This window comes from Staphylococcus succinus, assembly GCF_029024945.1.
In the GTDB taxonomy this organism is placed as follows: Bacteria; Bacillota; Bacilli; order Staphylococcales; family Staphylococcaceae; genus Staphylococcus; species Staphylococcus succinus.
Genome location: NZ_CP118976.1, coordinates 1,221,177 through 1,235,135 on the forward strand (window position 1 = coordinate 1,221,177; position 13,959 = coordinate 1,235,135).

The 13,959-nt window shown below is 32.8% G+C and carries 12 protein-coding genes; 11 read left to right on the top strand and 1 reads right to left on the bottom strand.

The features are described from left to right. Positions 1-167: 167 nt before the first annotated feature. From tig to PYW31_RS06020, 11 genes are all read left to right on the top strand, one after another. On the top strand, positions 168-1,478 hold the full coding sequence (gene tig, locus PYW31_RS05970) for a trigger factor (protein ID WP_046836665.1): 1,311 nt from the start codon (positions 168-170) through the stop codon (positions 1,476-1,478). Positions 1,479-1,663: 185 nt separating this feature from the next. After that, positions 1,664-2,926, top strand: a complete 1,263-nt coding sequence (gene clpX / locus PYW31_RS05975) for an ATP-dependent Clp protease ATP-binding subunit ClpX (RefSeq protein WP_046836664.1) — start codon at positions 1,664-1,666, stop codon at positions 2,924-2,926. A gap of 153 nt (positions 2,927-3,079) precedes the next feature. Continuing rightward, positions 3,080-3,667, top strand: a complete 588-nt coding sequence (gene yihA, locus PYW31_RS05980) for a ribosome biogenesis GTP-binding protein YihA/YsxC (protein ID WP_046836663.1) — start codon at positions 3,080-3,082, stop codon at positions 3,665-3,667. A 173-nt stretch (positions 3,668-3,840) separates the two neighbouring features. Beyond that, positions 3,841-5,172, top strand: a complete 1,332-nt coding sequence (hemA, locus tag PYW31_RS05985) for a glutamyl-tRNA reductase (protein ID WP_046836662.1) — start codon at positions 3,841-3,843, stop codon at positions 5,170-5,172. 21 nt (positions 5,173-5,193) lie between these two features. Further along, positions 5,194-6,015, top strand: a complete 822-nt coding sequence (gene ccsA / locus PYW31_RS05990; RefSeq protein ID WP_046836661.1) for a cytochrome c biogenesis protein CcsA — start codon at positions 5,194-5,196, stop codon at positions 6,013-6,015. Positions 6,016-6,087: 72 nt separating this feature from the next. Continuing rightward, on the top strand, positions 6,088-7,014 hold the full coding sequence (gene hemC / locus PYW31_RS05995; protein WP_046836660.1) for a hydroxymethylbilane synthase: 927 nt from the start codon (positions 6,088-6,090) through the stop codon (positions 7,012-7,014). Between the two features lie 18 nt (positions 7,015-7,032). Beyond that, on the top strand, positions 7,033-7,719 hold the full coding sequence (locus PYW31_RS06000; protein ID WP_046836659.1) for a uroporphyrinogen-III synthase: 687 nt from the start codon (positions 7,033-7,035) through the stop codon (positions 7,717-7,719). Next, complete coding sequence (hemB, locus tag PYW31_RS06005; RefSeq protein WP_046836658.1) at positions 7,709-8,686, top strand: porphobilinogen synthase; 978 nt, start codon at positions 7,709-7,711, stop codon at positions 8,684-8,686. Before PYW31_RS06000 ends, hemB begins: the two co-directional genes overlap by 11 nt. Positions 8,687-8,700: 14 nt before the next feature. Further along, positions 8,701-9,984, top strand: coding sequence for a glutamate-1-semialdehyde 2,1-aminomutase (gene hemL / locus PYW31_RS06010; RefSeq protein WP_046836657.1), 1,284 nt, complete (start codon positions 8,701-8,703; stop codon positions 9,982-9,984). Positions 9,985-10,078: 94 nt separating this feature from the next. Continuing rightward, positions 10,079-11,158, top strand: coding sequence for an AbrB family transcriptional regulator (locus PYW31_RS06015; RefSeq protein ID WP_046836831.1), 1,080 nt, complete (start codon positions 10,079-10,081; stop codon positions 11,156-11,158). A gap of 486 nt (positions 11,159-11,644) precedes the next feature. Then, positions 11,645-13,039: an MFS transporter gene (locus tag PYW31_RS06020; protein WP_046836656.1), complete on the top strand. Its 1,395-nt coding sequence runs from the start codon at positions 11,645-11,647 to the stop codon at positions 13,037-13,039. Between the two features lie 305 nt (positions 13,040-13,344). On the opposite strand, the gene PYW31_RS06025 is transcribed toward PYW31_RS06020, so the two are convergent. Next, positions 13,345-13,905, bottom strand: a complete 561-nt coding sequence (locus tag PYW31_RS06025) for a DNA-3-methyladenine glycosylase I (RefSeq protein WP_046836655.1) — start codon at positions 13,903-13,905, stop codon at positions 13,345-13,347. Between the last annotated feature and the right edge of the window lie 54 nt (positions 13,906-13,959).

A 13,959-nucleotide genomic window follows, 5' to 3' on the forward strand; every position in this document is an offset into this window, starting at 1 on the left:
CAATTTATAATTTGGGTAGTTAATTATAGTAGTATTATAAAATTAAAATTAATTTCAACTAGCCATATTATATACTTCGTAATTTCATTGTTTGTGTAGAGCAATCACGTATGCTATAATAGTGAAGTTGAAAAAATAAAATAGGATAATCATGGAGGTTTTTATACATGACAGCAACTTGGGAAAAAAAGGAAGGTAACGAAGGAGTTTTATCCGTTACAGTTCCAGCAGAAAAAGTAGACAAAGCAATTGATCAAGCTTTCAAAAAAGTAGTTAAACAAATTAATGTACCTGGATTCCGTAAAGGGAAAGTGCCACGTCCAATATTTGAACAACGCTTTGGCGTAGAAGCATTATATCAAGATGCAGTTGATATCTTATTACCAGAAGCATATGGTGAAGCTATTGACGAAACTGGAATTAAACCAGTTGATCAACCTGAAATCAACGTAACTTCAATCGAAAAAGGTAGCGAGATGACATTTGAAGCTACTGTAGTAGTTGAACCAGAAGTTGAATTAGGTGAATACAAAGGTGTAGAAATCGAAAAACAAGAAGTTGAATTAACTGAAGAAGAAGTTCAAGAATCAATTGACCACCAATTAGGCCACTTAGCTGAAATGGTAGTTAGAGAAGATGGTGCTGTTGAAGATGGCGATACAGTAAACATTGACTTTGATGGTTATGTTGATGGAGAACAATTCGAAGGTGGACAAGCTGAAGGTTACGACCTTGAAATAGGTTCAGGTTCATTTATCCCAGGATTCGAAGAACAATTAGTAGGCGTTAAAACTGGTGAAGAAAAAGACGTTACTGTTACTTTCCCAGAAGAATACCATGCTGAAGAATTAGCTGGAAAAGAAGCTACTTTCAAAACGAAAGTTAATGAAATTAAATATAAAGACGTTCCAGAATTAACAGACGAAATTGCTAATGAGTTAGATGCAGAAGCTAACACTGTTGATGAATACAAAGAAAATGTACGCAAACGTTTAGCTGAACAAAAAGAAACTGATGCTGAAAATGCTCAAAAAGAAGAAGCAATTAATAAAGCTGCAAACAACGCTTCAATTGAAATTCCAGAAGCTATGATTAATACTGAGTTAGATCGTATGGTTCAAGAATTTGGACAACGTATGCAACAACAAGGTCTTAACTTAGAAACTTATTTCCAAATTTCTGGACAAGATGAGTCTCAATTAAGAGAACAAATGAAAGATGATGCAGAAGAACGTGTTAAAACAAACTTAACATTAACTGCAATTGCTGACGCTGAAGCTGTTGAAGTAACAGATGCTGATATCGATGCTGAATTAGAAAAAATGAGTGAACAGTTTAATATGTCTGCTGAAGACATCAAACAAACACTTGGTAATACAGACATCATCAAAAATGATGTGCGTATCCAAAAAGTTATCGACTTATTAGTAAAAGAAGCGAAATTAGTAGAACCATCTAAAGATGACTCAGAAGCGTAACTAAATATAACGAGAGCAAATATTTTGTGAATTATATGTTAGTCGTTTAATATAGTAAACCAGTAGCAGATGCATTCAATTAATGTATCTGCTACACTATTTTGTGCAAATAACTTGTGAAATCAACAAGTTGCATATTAAAATACTATCTAGTATAGTCTTTAGGGAATAGGGGTGTAAATAGAATGTTCAAGTTCAATGAAGATGAAGAAAATTTAAAATGCTCTTTCTGTGGTAAAGACCAAGATCAAGTTAAAAAGTTGGTTGCAGGAAGTGGTGTATATATCTGTAATGAGTGTATTGAGTTGTGTTCAGAGATTGTAGAAGAAGAATTAGCTCAATCAGAAACTGAAGGTTTAACAGAATTACCAACACCTAAAGAAATTATGGATAGATTAAATGATTATGTTATCGGTCAAGAGAAAGCTAAGAAATCGTTAGCAGTGGCTGTCTACAATCATTACAAACGAATCCAACAATTAGGACCAAACGAAGATGAGATTGAATTACAAAAGAGTAATGTCGCTTTAATTGGACCTACTGGTAGTGGTAAAACGCTTTTAGCGCAAACGTTAGCTAGAACATTGGATGTACCATTTGCAATAGCAGATGCAACAAGTTTAACAGAAGCTGGTTATGTCGGTGATGATGTAGAAAACATTTTATTACGTTTAATCCAGGCAGCTGATTTTGATGTTGATAAAGCAGAAAAAGGTATCATCTATGTCGATGAGATAGATAAAATAGCTAGAAAATCAGAAAACACATCTATTACTCGTGACGTATCTGGTGAAGGCGTGCAACAAGCATTACTAAAAATATTAGAAGGCACGACAGCTAGCGTACCACCACAAGGTGGACGTAAGCATCCAAACCAAGAGTTAATTCAAATAGATACGACAAACATCTTGTTTGTACTTGGTGGTGCTTTTGACGGAATTGATGAAGTTATTAAACGTAGATTAGGTGAAAAAGTGATTGGTTTCTCAAGTAGTGAAGCTTCTAAATATGATGAGGATGCAATACTTGAACAAATCAGACCTGAAGACTTACAATCTTATGGTTTAATTCCTGAATTTATTGGCCGTGTTCCGATTGTTGCTAACTTAGAAACATTGGATGTAAGTGCGCTTAATAATATCTTGACGCAACCTAAAAATGCACTAGTGAAGCAATACACTAAAATGCTAGAACTTGATGACGTGGAATTAATATTCACTGACGAAGCTTTAGCAGCTATTAGTAGTAAAGCAATAGAACGTAAAACAGGTGCTCGTGGCTTACGTTCTATTATTGAAGAAGCATTAATTGATATTATGTATGATGTTCCTTCATCTGAAGGTGTTGTAAAAGTCATCATAACGGATGAAACAATTAATGATGAAAAAGAACCTGAATTATACGATAAAGAAGGAAACCTTGTGAACAAGGAACAAACTTCTGCTTAATTTAAGCGTGTGAAAAGCCCTAAGTTGTATATATGCAACTTAGGGCTTTTATTTTATAATAGAAACAACAGATATCATAAAAATACGTATTCATACATGTAATTGTGTAATATAATGGAACAGTTAGTTTAGAAGAAAAGAGGGTCGATAATAATGAAAGTGAATCCTAATGAAATAGAATTATTAATTAGTGCAGTGAAACCAGAACAATATCCTGAAACTGGCTTAAGTGAAGTCGGACTAAGTGGTAGGTCTAATGTTGGTAAATCGACATTTATTAATAGTATGATAGGTAGAAAAAATATGGCGCGTACATCACAACAGCCTGGAAAAACACAAACGCTCAATTTTTATAATATTGATAATCAACTTGTATTTGTTGATGTGCCAGGTTATGGTTATGCGAAAGTAAGTAAAAAACAGCGTGAAGCATTTGGTAAAATGATAGAAAAATATATTTCTAGTAGAGAATCATTGAAGTTAGTCATACAGCTTGTTGATTTAAGACATAATCCATCAGAAGATGACATATTAATGTACAATTACCTTAAATATTTTGAAATACCTACACTTGTAGTAGCTACTAAAGAGGATAAAATACCAAAAGGTAAAGTTCAAAAACATCTAGCTAATATTCAACAAAAATTAGAGATGGAACCAGAAGATGAAATCGTAAGTTATTCTTCTGTTAAAAATAATAAACAACAATTAATATGGGATATGATTGCTGCTTATTTGTAATTACTCAAAAGTAATAATCATATGCTGAAGGTCATTTGTTTATTATAAGTACAATTTATGACAACAATTTGAATGTAAATTATAATTCTTCTAATTTACTAGGCAACTTACTTAAATCATGTCATAATTGTGTTATAATTTACTTATTGTAATATGTATGGAGGGCGTTATAAATGCATTTAATTGCGGTTAGCATTAATCATCGTACAGCAGATGTAGCACTGAGAGAAAAAGTTGCTTTTAAAGATGATGCCATACGTTCAGCCAATGTTGATTTATATGAAACAAAATCTATTTTAGAAAACGTGATATTATCAACTTGTAATCGCACAGAAGTATATGCTGTTGCTGATCAAATACACACAGGTCGCTATTATATACAAAGATTTTTAGCGAGATCTTTTGGATTTGATGTTGAAGAGATTAAGTCTATGACTGAAGTAAAAGTGGGGGACGAAGCAGTAAATCATTTATTGCATGTCACTTCAGGTTTAGACTCTATAGTACTTGGAGAAACTCAAATTCTTGGCCAAATTAGAGATGCATTCTTTATTGCTCAAGAAGAAGAAACAACAGGTACTATTTTTAATCACTTGTTTAAACAAGCAATTACTTTTGCGAAAAAAGCACATAATGAAACTGATATTGCAGATAATGCGGTGAGTGTATCTTATGCAGCTGTTGAACTAAGTAAGAAAGTATTTGGCAAAATTAATAATAAGCAAGCTTTAATCATTGGTGCAGGGGATATGAGTGAACTATCACTTTTAAATTTAATTGGTTCAGGTGTCACTGATATTACTATTGTAAATAGAACGTTAAGTAAAGCTCAAAATTTAGCAAGAAAACATCAAGTGAATTATGAACCGATGGATTCATTACCAAATCTTTTAGCTAAAGTTGATATTGTAATCAGTTCGACGAGTTCAGAGGAATATATAGTAACAAATGAGATGATGCGCACGATCGCTTCTGAACGTAAAAATGATTCACTAGTATTAATTGACATAGCGGTTCCGAGAGATATAGAGCCTAATATAGATGTAATACAAAGTGTTTTTAATTATGATGTAGATGATTTGAAGGGGTTAGTAGATGCTAATCTCAGAGAACGTCAAAACGCAGCAAATGAAATCATGCAGAAGATTCCAAATGAAATTGTAGCTCATAATGAATGGGTGAATATGTTGGGTGTTGTGCCTGTGATTCAGGCATTAAGAGAGAAAGCTATGAATATACAATCAGATACGATGGACAGCATAGATAGAAAATTGCCTGGTTTGACAGATAGAGAGCGTAAAATCATTTCAAAACACACTAAGAGCATCATTAATCAAATGTTAAAAGATCCTATCAAACAAGCTAAAGAATTGAGTAGTGATAAGAAAAGTAACGAAAAATTAGAGCTTTTCCAAAACATTTTTGACATAGAGGCTGAACACGCTTATGAACCTAAAAAGACAAGAAATAAAGTGAGCAGTAGTCAAATTTTAAGTTTTGAATAAGCATATACAAATGGTGATGATATGCAAGAAATTCTGTTCATAAGATTAAATGAACTAATATTATTGATTTATTTATTTAGTATTGCTTGTTATTTTTTCGACTTTGTAAGTAAGCATTATATAGTTAGAAAATTTGGTTTTGTTACATTAGGGATTGTTTGGATGTTACAAACAATCTCTTTATCTTTTTATATTAATGTAACTCAGCAAGTACCATTAGGAAATATTTTTGATGTCTTATTTGCTCTCGCGTGGTTGATTATTTCTATTTCAATTGTGATAAGTGTGATTAAACAAATTAATATTTCTATTTTTTTATTTAATTTAATCGGTTTTTCATTAATTGCGGTTAATACATTTCAACCTATGAATTATCAAAGTTCAGGCAGCAAAATCAATATTATAAATGAATTGCTGATTGTTCATATTGCTTTAGCAACTATAAGTTATGCTTTATTTGCTTTTGCATTTGTAAATTGTGTTTTATACTTAATTCAGTATAAAAACTTAAAGCAAAAACGTTTTACGCAAAAATATTTTAGAATTGGTAGTGTAGCCACACTCGAACAAGTTGTCTTTTATAGTAGTCTAATAGGCTTTATTTTTATCATCTTAAGCATCATCTTAGGTGCACAATGGGGATTTAACACTTTGGGTGCCAATATCTTAATAGATTCTAAGGTGATTATGTCTACAATTATTACTATATTATATGGCGTATATATATATTTAAGAGTTAGAGGGACTATAAATAAAAATAAATTAATATATTTTAATATCTTTTTGTTTGGTTTAAGTATGATAAATTTATTTTTTGCTTCTCATATTTCAGAAATACATTAATTTGGAGATATGAATAATAGCTAGGAATGATTAAGTGTAAATTGCTTAATCATCTATAGGAGGATGTACACGATGCGTAAGTTAGTCGTTGGTTCGCGTAGAAGCAAGTTAGCCATAACGCAAAGCCGACAATTCATTGATAAATTAAAATCTATAGATCCGGATTTAGAAATTGAAATTAAGGAAATAGTGACCAAAGGTGATCGTATTGTCGATAAGCAATTATCTAAAGTTGGTGGTAAAGGCTTATTTGTAAAAGAGATTCAAAATGAGTTATTTGACCACAATATAGACATGGCGATTCACTCATTAAAAGATGTGCCTAGTGTCATTCCTGAGGGGCTGACATTGGGATGTATTCCAGATCGTGAAAATCCATATGACGCATACATCGCTAAAAATCATATACCATTAGATGAACTACCAGATCAAAGTATTGTAGGTACAAGTTCATTAAGACGTGGGGCTCAAATACTTGCTAAGTACCCTAATTTACAAATAAAATGGATACGTGGCAATATTGATACACGTTTAAGTAAGTTGGAAAATGAAGATTATGATGCCATTATACTTGCTGCTGCAGGTCTTAAACGTATGGGTTGGTCAGAAGACATAGTGACGAGTTATTTAGATAAAGGTACTTTAATACCAGCCATTGGACAGGGTGCATTGGGTATTGAGTGTCGTGCAGACGATCACGCATTGTTAGAATTACTTCAAAAAGTACACAACAGTGATGTGGCGGATTGTGTTACAGCAGAGAGAACATTCTTAGAACGCATGAATGGAAGCTGTCAAGTCCCAATAGGTGGTTATGCAACTAAAGACAATGATGGTACTATCGAGTTCACTGGATTAATCATGTCCCCTGATGGTAAAGAACGCTATGAACATACAGAACGTGGTAAACATCCAGTAGAATTAGGTGAAAAAGTAACGGCAGTATTGAATGAACAAGGCGCATACGATGTAATTAAAGCACTGAACGAAGCAGAATAACCGTTTGAGGTGAAAATAATGAGACCAGTTATAGTTATGACACAAACTAGTGAATTTAAAAAAAATGATACGTGTATTCTACATATGCCTTTTATAGATGTAGAGCCACTACCTTTTGATTTAAGTTTATTAGAAAATAACTATGACTGGCTTATTTTTTCGTCAAAAAATGCTGTTAAATATTTTTATCCTTATTTATCTAAAGTCAGTGTATCTCATATTGCTGTAATCGGTGAAAAAACGGCTGAATATTGTCATTCTTTGGGGATAAAGGTGGATTTTTGCCCTGATGATTATTCGCAAGAAGGGTTTCTAAAAACGTTTAAAGCAGCAAAAAGCAGTCATATTTTAATACCTTCTAGCGCATCAGCAAGGACATTGTTGCAAAACACCTTAGCACAACAACCCTATAAAGTTAGTAAAATTGACTTATACCAACCGATTCCACATACTGAAAATATCATTGCAGTTAAAAGATTGATGAGAGACAAAAAAATAGATGCAGTAACCTTTGCAAGCTCTTCCGCAGTAAGATATTTTTTCGAAAATAACGATGTGCCACCTTTTGACAATTATTTTGTTATTGGTCAACAAACATTAGAAACGTTGGAACAATACAATATATGCGCTACAATCGCAGATATTCAAACACTAGAATCCTTAGTAAAAAAAACATTAGAAAGTTGGAAAGATAATGCAATTTGATAGACACAGAAGATTACGTAGTAGTAAAACTTTGAGAAACATGGTAAGTGAAACACAAATCCGTAAAGAAGACTTAATTTATCCTATATTCGTTGTTGAACGCGATAATGTAAAAGAAGAAATAAAATCTATGCCAGGTGTTTATCAACTTAGTTTGAACTTATTAGATGAAGAAATTAAAGAAGCTTACGACCTCGGTATTAGAGGCATCATGTTTTTTGGTGTTCCAAATGAGAAGGATGCAGTAGGTACAGGAGCATACGACCATAACGGTATCGTGCAAGAGGCTACAAGAAAAGCTAAAGCGATGTATAGTGATTTACTGATTGTTGCAGATACTTGTTTATGTGAGTATACAGATCATGGACACTGTGGCGTGATAAATGAACACACCAAAGATGTTGATAATGATAAATCATTGCCATTACTTGTGAAGACTGCAATTTCTCAAGTAGAAGCTGGAGCAGATATCATTGCACCGAGCAATATGATGGACGGTTTTGTCTCAGAAATAAGAGCTGGTCTAGATGAAGCGGGTTATTATAATATTCCTATTATGAGTTATGGTATCAAATATGCTTCAAGTTTCTTTGGACCATTTCGAGATGCAGCAGAATCAACACCACAATTTGGTGATCGTAAAACGTATCAAATGGATCCAGCAAATAGACGCGAAGCACTTAGAGAGCTTGATAGCGATTTAAATGAAGGTGCAGATATGATGATTGTTAAACCAGCGTTGAGCTTCTTAGACATTATAAGAGACGTACGTAATACAACTAATGTACCTGTAGTAGCATATAATGTAAGTGGTGAATATAGTATGACCAAAGCTGCTGCATTAAATGGTTGGATTGATGAAAAAGCAGTAGTGATGGAACAAATGATTTCAATGAAACGTGCAGGCGCAGATTTAATCATCACATACTTTTCAAAAGATATTTGTAGATATATTGATGAACAATAAGGAGGTAATTTATAATGAGATATAAGAATTCTGAAAAGGCAATGGAAGAAGCTGAGCATTTGATGCCAGGTGGTGTCAATAGTCCAGTACGAGCTTTTAAATCAGTAGATACGCCAGCAATATTTATGGACCATGGTAAAGGTTCTAGAATTTATGATATAGATGGTAATGAATATATTGATTACGTTTTAAGTTGGGGTCCGTTAATATTAGGCCACCAAAATAAACAAGTGATTGATAAGATTCACGAAGTTGTGGATAAAGGGACAAGTTTTGGTGCCTCAACTGTTCAAGAAAATAAATTAGCAAAACTTGTTATTGATCGTGTGCCTTCTATTGAAAAGATAAGAATGGTGTCATCTGGGACTGAAGCAACTCTTGATACTCTTCGTTTAGCACGTGGCTACACTGGTCGTAATAAAATTGTTAAATTTATTGGCTGTTATCACGGTCATAGTGATTCATTATTAATCAAAGCTGGTTCGGGAGTTGCAACGCTTGGTTTGCCTGATTCACCAGGAGTTCCAGAGGGAATCGCTAAAAATACAATTACTGTACCATATAATGATTTAGAAGCTATAAAAGTTGCTTTTGAAGAATTTGGTGATGACATAGCAGGTGTAATTGTTGAGCCAGTAGCTGGAAATATGGGCGTAGTGCCACCAGTAGAAGGCTTTTTACAAGGCTTAAGAGATATCACAACTGAATATGGTTCATTATTAATTTTTGATGAAGTGATGACTGGATTTAGAGTAGGTTATCATTGTGCCCAAGGGTACTTCAATGTAACGCCAGATTTAACTTGTCTAGGCAAAGTTATCGGCGGTGGATTACCTGTAGGCGCATTTGGTGGTAAAAAAGAGATAATGGACCAAATTGCACCGACTGGGGATATTTATCAGGCTGGCACATTGTCAGGAAATCCTTTAGCAATGACGAGTGGATATGAAACGCTCAATCAATTAACACCTGAGTCTTACGATTATTTCAATCAACTTGGTGACTTATTAGAAGAAGGTTTGAAAGAGGTATTCAATAAGCATAATGTGCCAATTACTGTAAATCGCGCTGGTTCTATGATAGGATACTTCTTGAATGCAGGGCCAGTTACAAATTTTGAACAAGCGAATGATAGCGATTTAGAAATGTTCAGTCAAATGTATAGAGAAATGGCAAAAGAAGGCGTATTTTTACCACCTTCACAGTTTGAAGGTACATTTCTTTCAACCGCACACACCGAAGAAGATATTAAAGCAACGATACAAGCATTTGATACTGCGCTAAGTAGAATTGTATAAAGTTTTATTTGCGCCCGAGCAACGATTGCGTTGAACGGGTGCTTTTTATTTGGAATCATGTTTAAATAAAATGATATATGAAAGTTGTGAGGACATGAGTAAGCAATTGAGAAACAATTTAATTGTTTTAACAGTAGCAATCCTATTAAGTTTATTACTTCATGCATTACATGTCTTATTACCATTCATGTTTGGACCAATCATTGCTAGTGTGATTTGTATTAAGGTTTTTCATTTAGAAATTCGTTGGCCATTTTGGTTAAGTCAAATTGGACTTATTCTACTCGGTGTTCAAATAGGTTCGACATTTACAGATACGGTTATCGATGATATTAAAAATGATTGGTTTACGATTGTCATGATTACAGTCATGTTACTTGTGCTTGCTTTGCTGATAGCTTATTTTTTTCAAAAGATTGCTAAAGTTAATATTGAAACTGCAATACTTAGTGTAATACCTGGCGCCTTGAGTCAAATGCTCATTATGGCAGAAGAGAATAAAAATGCTAATATCATGGTTGTAAGTTTAACGCAAACCTCAAGAATTATTTTTGTGGTTATTCTTGTTCCGTTTATTTCCTATTTTTTCAAAGACGCTAATGGACATTCATCACTAGGTACAACTGCAACAGAAAAATTAACAGAGGCACTAACGTTGCCCAGTATAGTATGTTTAATTTTAGCTATTATCATTGTTTATTACTTAATGGGGAAAATTAATTTTCCTACTCGACAACTGTTAGCACCAATTGTTGTGTTAATAAGTTGGAATCTAATCACGGGTGTAACATTTACATTAGATAATTACATCATAGCTGCAGCTCAAGTCATTTATATGATAAGAATTGGCATACAGATTGCTAATTTAGTGGATCAAATGAAAGGACGTATAGCTGCTGCAATAGCATTTCAAAATATTTTTCTTATTTTATTAGCCTTTGTTATGGTGTGGTTAATATCAATGTTTTCAAATCACTCTATTAATGAGTTGTTTTTAGGGGCCGCTCCAGGCGGTATGAGTCAGATTGTATTAGTTGCTATTGAAACAGGGGCTGATGTGGCTATGATTTCGAGTTATCATATCTTTAGAATTTTCTTTATTCTCTTTTTAGTAGCACCAATGTTAAACTATTTTCTTAAATATAGAGAAAGAACTCATGCTAAAAATAAATGATATGTAGAATGATTAGACGATTAAATTAAGCTCAGGTTATAAAAATATAAAGTCATTTATTCAGCAATATATACCAATCAGATATAATAATCTGGTTGGTTTTTTTGGTATGATAACCATTAAATTTCAAAATTAAATTCATTATAAAAATAATTTTTTAATGAAGTAAACTCATGGTGTTTTATTATATTTTTTTGAATTATTTGAAAATAAAGTGGCATTTAGATGAAAAATAACTATCAAATACAATTGTGAATTGAGTTAATTTACACTTCGGCACAAAATATCAAATTACACCAAATTATAAATTTTACATTAATATAATAATCGGAATTTTCTGACTGTTAAAAGATTTTAAAACGTTTCTTACGTTTACTACACTGTGAGTAAGCGATTTCTTTAATTGTATCAATTATTTTCTCGCTATTGACGTATTTTTGATTAGTGCTAAAATGACTTCTTGTAATTAAAAGGAGTGTATATGTCATGAAATTTAACAAAAGGAAAATTAACACTGTAGACATAAACCAAGCGAAAAAAAGTGTTTTTGCAACTGGGATTGGAAATGCTATGGAGTGGTTTGACTTTGCTTTATATTCATACTTAGCAGTAATCATTAGTAAAAACTTTTTTAGTCAAGTTGATAATGATGAATTGAAGCTGATTTTTACTTTCGCAACGTTTGCGATTGCATTTTTACTAAGACCAGTTGGTGGTATTGTTTTTGGTAAGATAGGTGACAAATATGGAAGAAAAATTGTATTGACAACTACAATCATGTTAATGGCATTTTCTACATTTTTAATAGGAATTTTACCTACATATGATCAAATTGGCATTTGGGCACCAATTATTTTATTAATTGCTCGTATATTACAGGGCTTCTCAGTTGGAGGAGAATATGCTGGAGCGATGGTTTATATCGCAGAATCTTCACCGGATAACAAACGTATCAGATTAGGTAGTGGCCTTGAACTAGGTACACTGTCAGGTTATATCTTCGCATCTGTGCTTGTTACAATTATGTTTTGGTTAATTCCAAGTAGTAGTATGGAAAGTTGGGGTTGGAGAATACCATTCTTCATTAGTATTCCAATTGGATTATTTGGATTGTACTTAAGAACGCATTTAGAAGAATCTCCTATTTTTGAAAATGATTTGGCACAAGAAGAAGAAGAGGGACCAGGATTCCTACAAATCATTAAAGAAAACAAACGTGATATTTTAATATGTGTGGTATTTGTAGCATTCTTTAACATCACAAACTATATGTTATTAGGCTATATGCCTTCATACTTAGACGAAAATATTGGTATCAAAGATACAATTAGCACGCCAATCACTGCGATTGTATTAATTATCATGTTACCTTTTGCTATTATGTTTGGTCGTTTAGGCGATAAAGTAGGAAATAAGAAAATTATTAGTATTGGATTAATTTTAGGTATCGTATTTTCTGTGATTGCTTTCCAATTCTTAAATATGGGTAGTCTTGCATTCCTATTTATAGGATTATTAATGATTGGTATTGTGTTATCTGTTTATGAAGGGACAATGCCAGGTACATTACCAACATTATTCTTCACAAATGTTCGATATAGAACACTTTCATGGACATTCAATATTGCAGTTTCAATTTTTGGTGGTACAACACCGTTAGTTGCTTCGTGGCTTGTACATGAAACAGGAAGTAATTTAGCACCAGCATTTTACTGGTTAGCATTTAGTATTATAGGACTAATTGTAGTTGTATTTTTATTCAAAGATACTTCAAAACAATCGTTAAAAGGGTCTTATCCAACAGTAGCAAACGAGAAAGAATTTGAAATTGCTGTTGAAAATCCAAAAGATTCACTATGGTGGCATTCAGAAATTAAATAAAAATAATAGCAGCAATGGCTATCGTTTTAATATTAAAAAGGAAATGAATTTGAGTCACTTCCTCAAACTGTCGACAAAGTCTCTGACTTTGTCGACAGTTTTTTTACGCACGCTTTCCTGTAGTCTATGGCTAGTAGTTTTCCCACAGAATCCTGAACAAATAACTGACCAGTATTAAGCGAGACATATTATAAGGTGTGTAAGTTAAATATCAGGGATGTTTATCATGTTGAATAAATAAATTGATAAAAGAGATTAATATATAAATAAACCCTAGGTGAAATGTCACTTAAGGTTTATTTATGTTATAAATTATTTGGATTTTTGGGACAACACTGCAAATGAGCATTATAGAGTCCAGCAGCTTCAAGAAAGGAGAATACAGTTACTGGGCCTAAAAATTTAAAACCATAACTTTTTAGTTTCTTTGATAATTGGGTGGCACGCTCATCTACAGTAATTCGATCACTTGGATGCGTATATTGAAAATCTACAGGCTTACCATCTACATAAGACCAGAGAAAATCACTGAAACTGCCATAATCTTTTACGATTTCAAAATAACCTTTTGCTTGTCCTACAATAGCTTCTAGGTTTTTTCGATTATGCACTATATTGGGAAATGACATTAATGCATCAATGTCTTCCGAAGTCATATTAGAAATTTTTGCAGGATCAAAATTATAAAAAGCTGATTCGTAAGATTCTTTTTTCTTGAGAATCATTAACCAAGATAATCCAGCATGTTGTGATTCAAGTGCCATCAATTTAAATAATTCAAGACTGTCGTATAGAGGCTGTCCCCATACTTCATCATGATACTGTAAATAAATGGGATCTTTCGTTCCAAAAGCACATTCGTTCATAAATTTTACCTCCATTGCATTGACTTATCTTCACATCCATTATACTATAATTAA

Coding starts and splice junctions, on each gene's coding strand:
- ccsA (WP_046836661.1), top strand. CDS start 5,194: ATGCAAGAAATTCTGTTCATAAGATTAAATGAACTAATATTATTGATT.
- hemC (WP_046836660.1), top strand. CDS start 6,088: ATGCGTAAGTTAGTCGTTGGTTCGCGTAGAAGCAAGTTAGCCATAACG.
- tig (WP_046836665.1), top strand. CDS start 168: ATGACAGCAACTTGGGAAAAAAAGGAAGGTAACGAAGGAGTTTTATCC.
- hemA (WP_046836662.1), top strand. CDS start 3,841: ATGCATTTAATTGCGGTTAGCATTAATCATCGTACAGCAGATGTAGCA.
- yihA (WP_046836663.1), top strand. CDS start 3,080: ATGAAAGTGAATCCTAATGAAATAGAATTATTAATTAGTGCAGTGAAA.
- hemB (WP_046836658.1), top strand. CDS start 7,709: ATGCAATTTGATAGACACAGAAGATTACGTAGTAGTAAAACTTTGAGA.
- PYW31_RS06020 (WP_046836656.1), top strand. CDS start 11,645: ATGAAATTTAACAAAAGGAAAATTAACACTGTAGACATAAACCAAGCG.
- PYW31_RS06015 (WP_046836831.1), top strand. CDS start 10,079: ATGAGTAAGCAATTGAGAAACAATTTAATTGTTTTAACAGTAGCAATC.
- PYW31_RS06000 (WP_046836659.1), top strand. CDS start 7,033: ATGAGACCAGTTATAGTTATGACACAAACTAGTGAATTTAAAAAAAAT.
- hemL (WP_046836657.1), top strand. CDS start 8,701: ATGAGATATAAGAATTCTGAAAAGGCAATGGAAGAAGCTGAGCATTTG.
- PYW31_RS06025 (WP_046836655.1), bottom strand. CDS start 13,905: ATGAACGAATGTGCTTTTGGAACGAAAGATCCCATTTATTTACAGTAT.
- clpX (WP_046836664.1), top strand. CDS start 1,664: ATGTTCAAGTTCAATGAAGATGAAGAAAATTTAAAATGCTCTTTCTGT.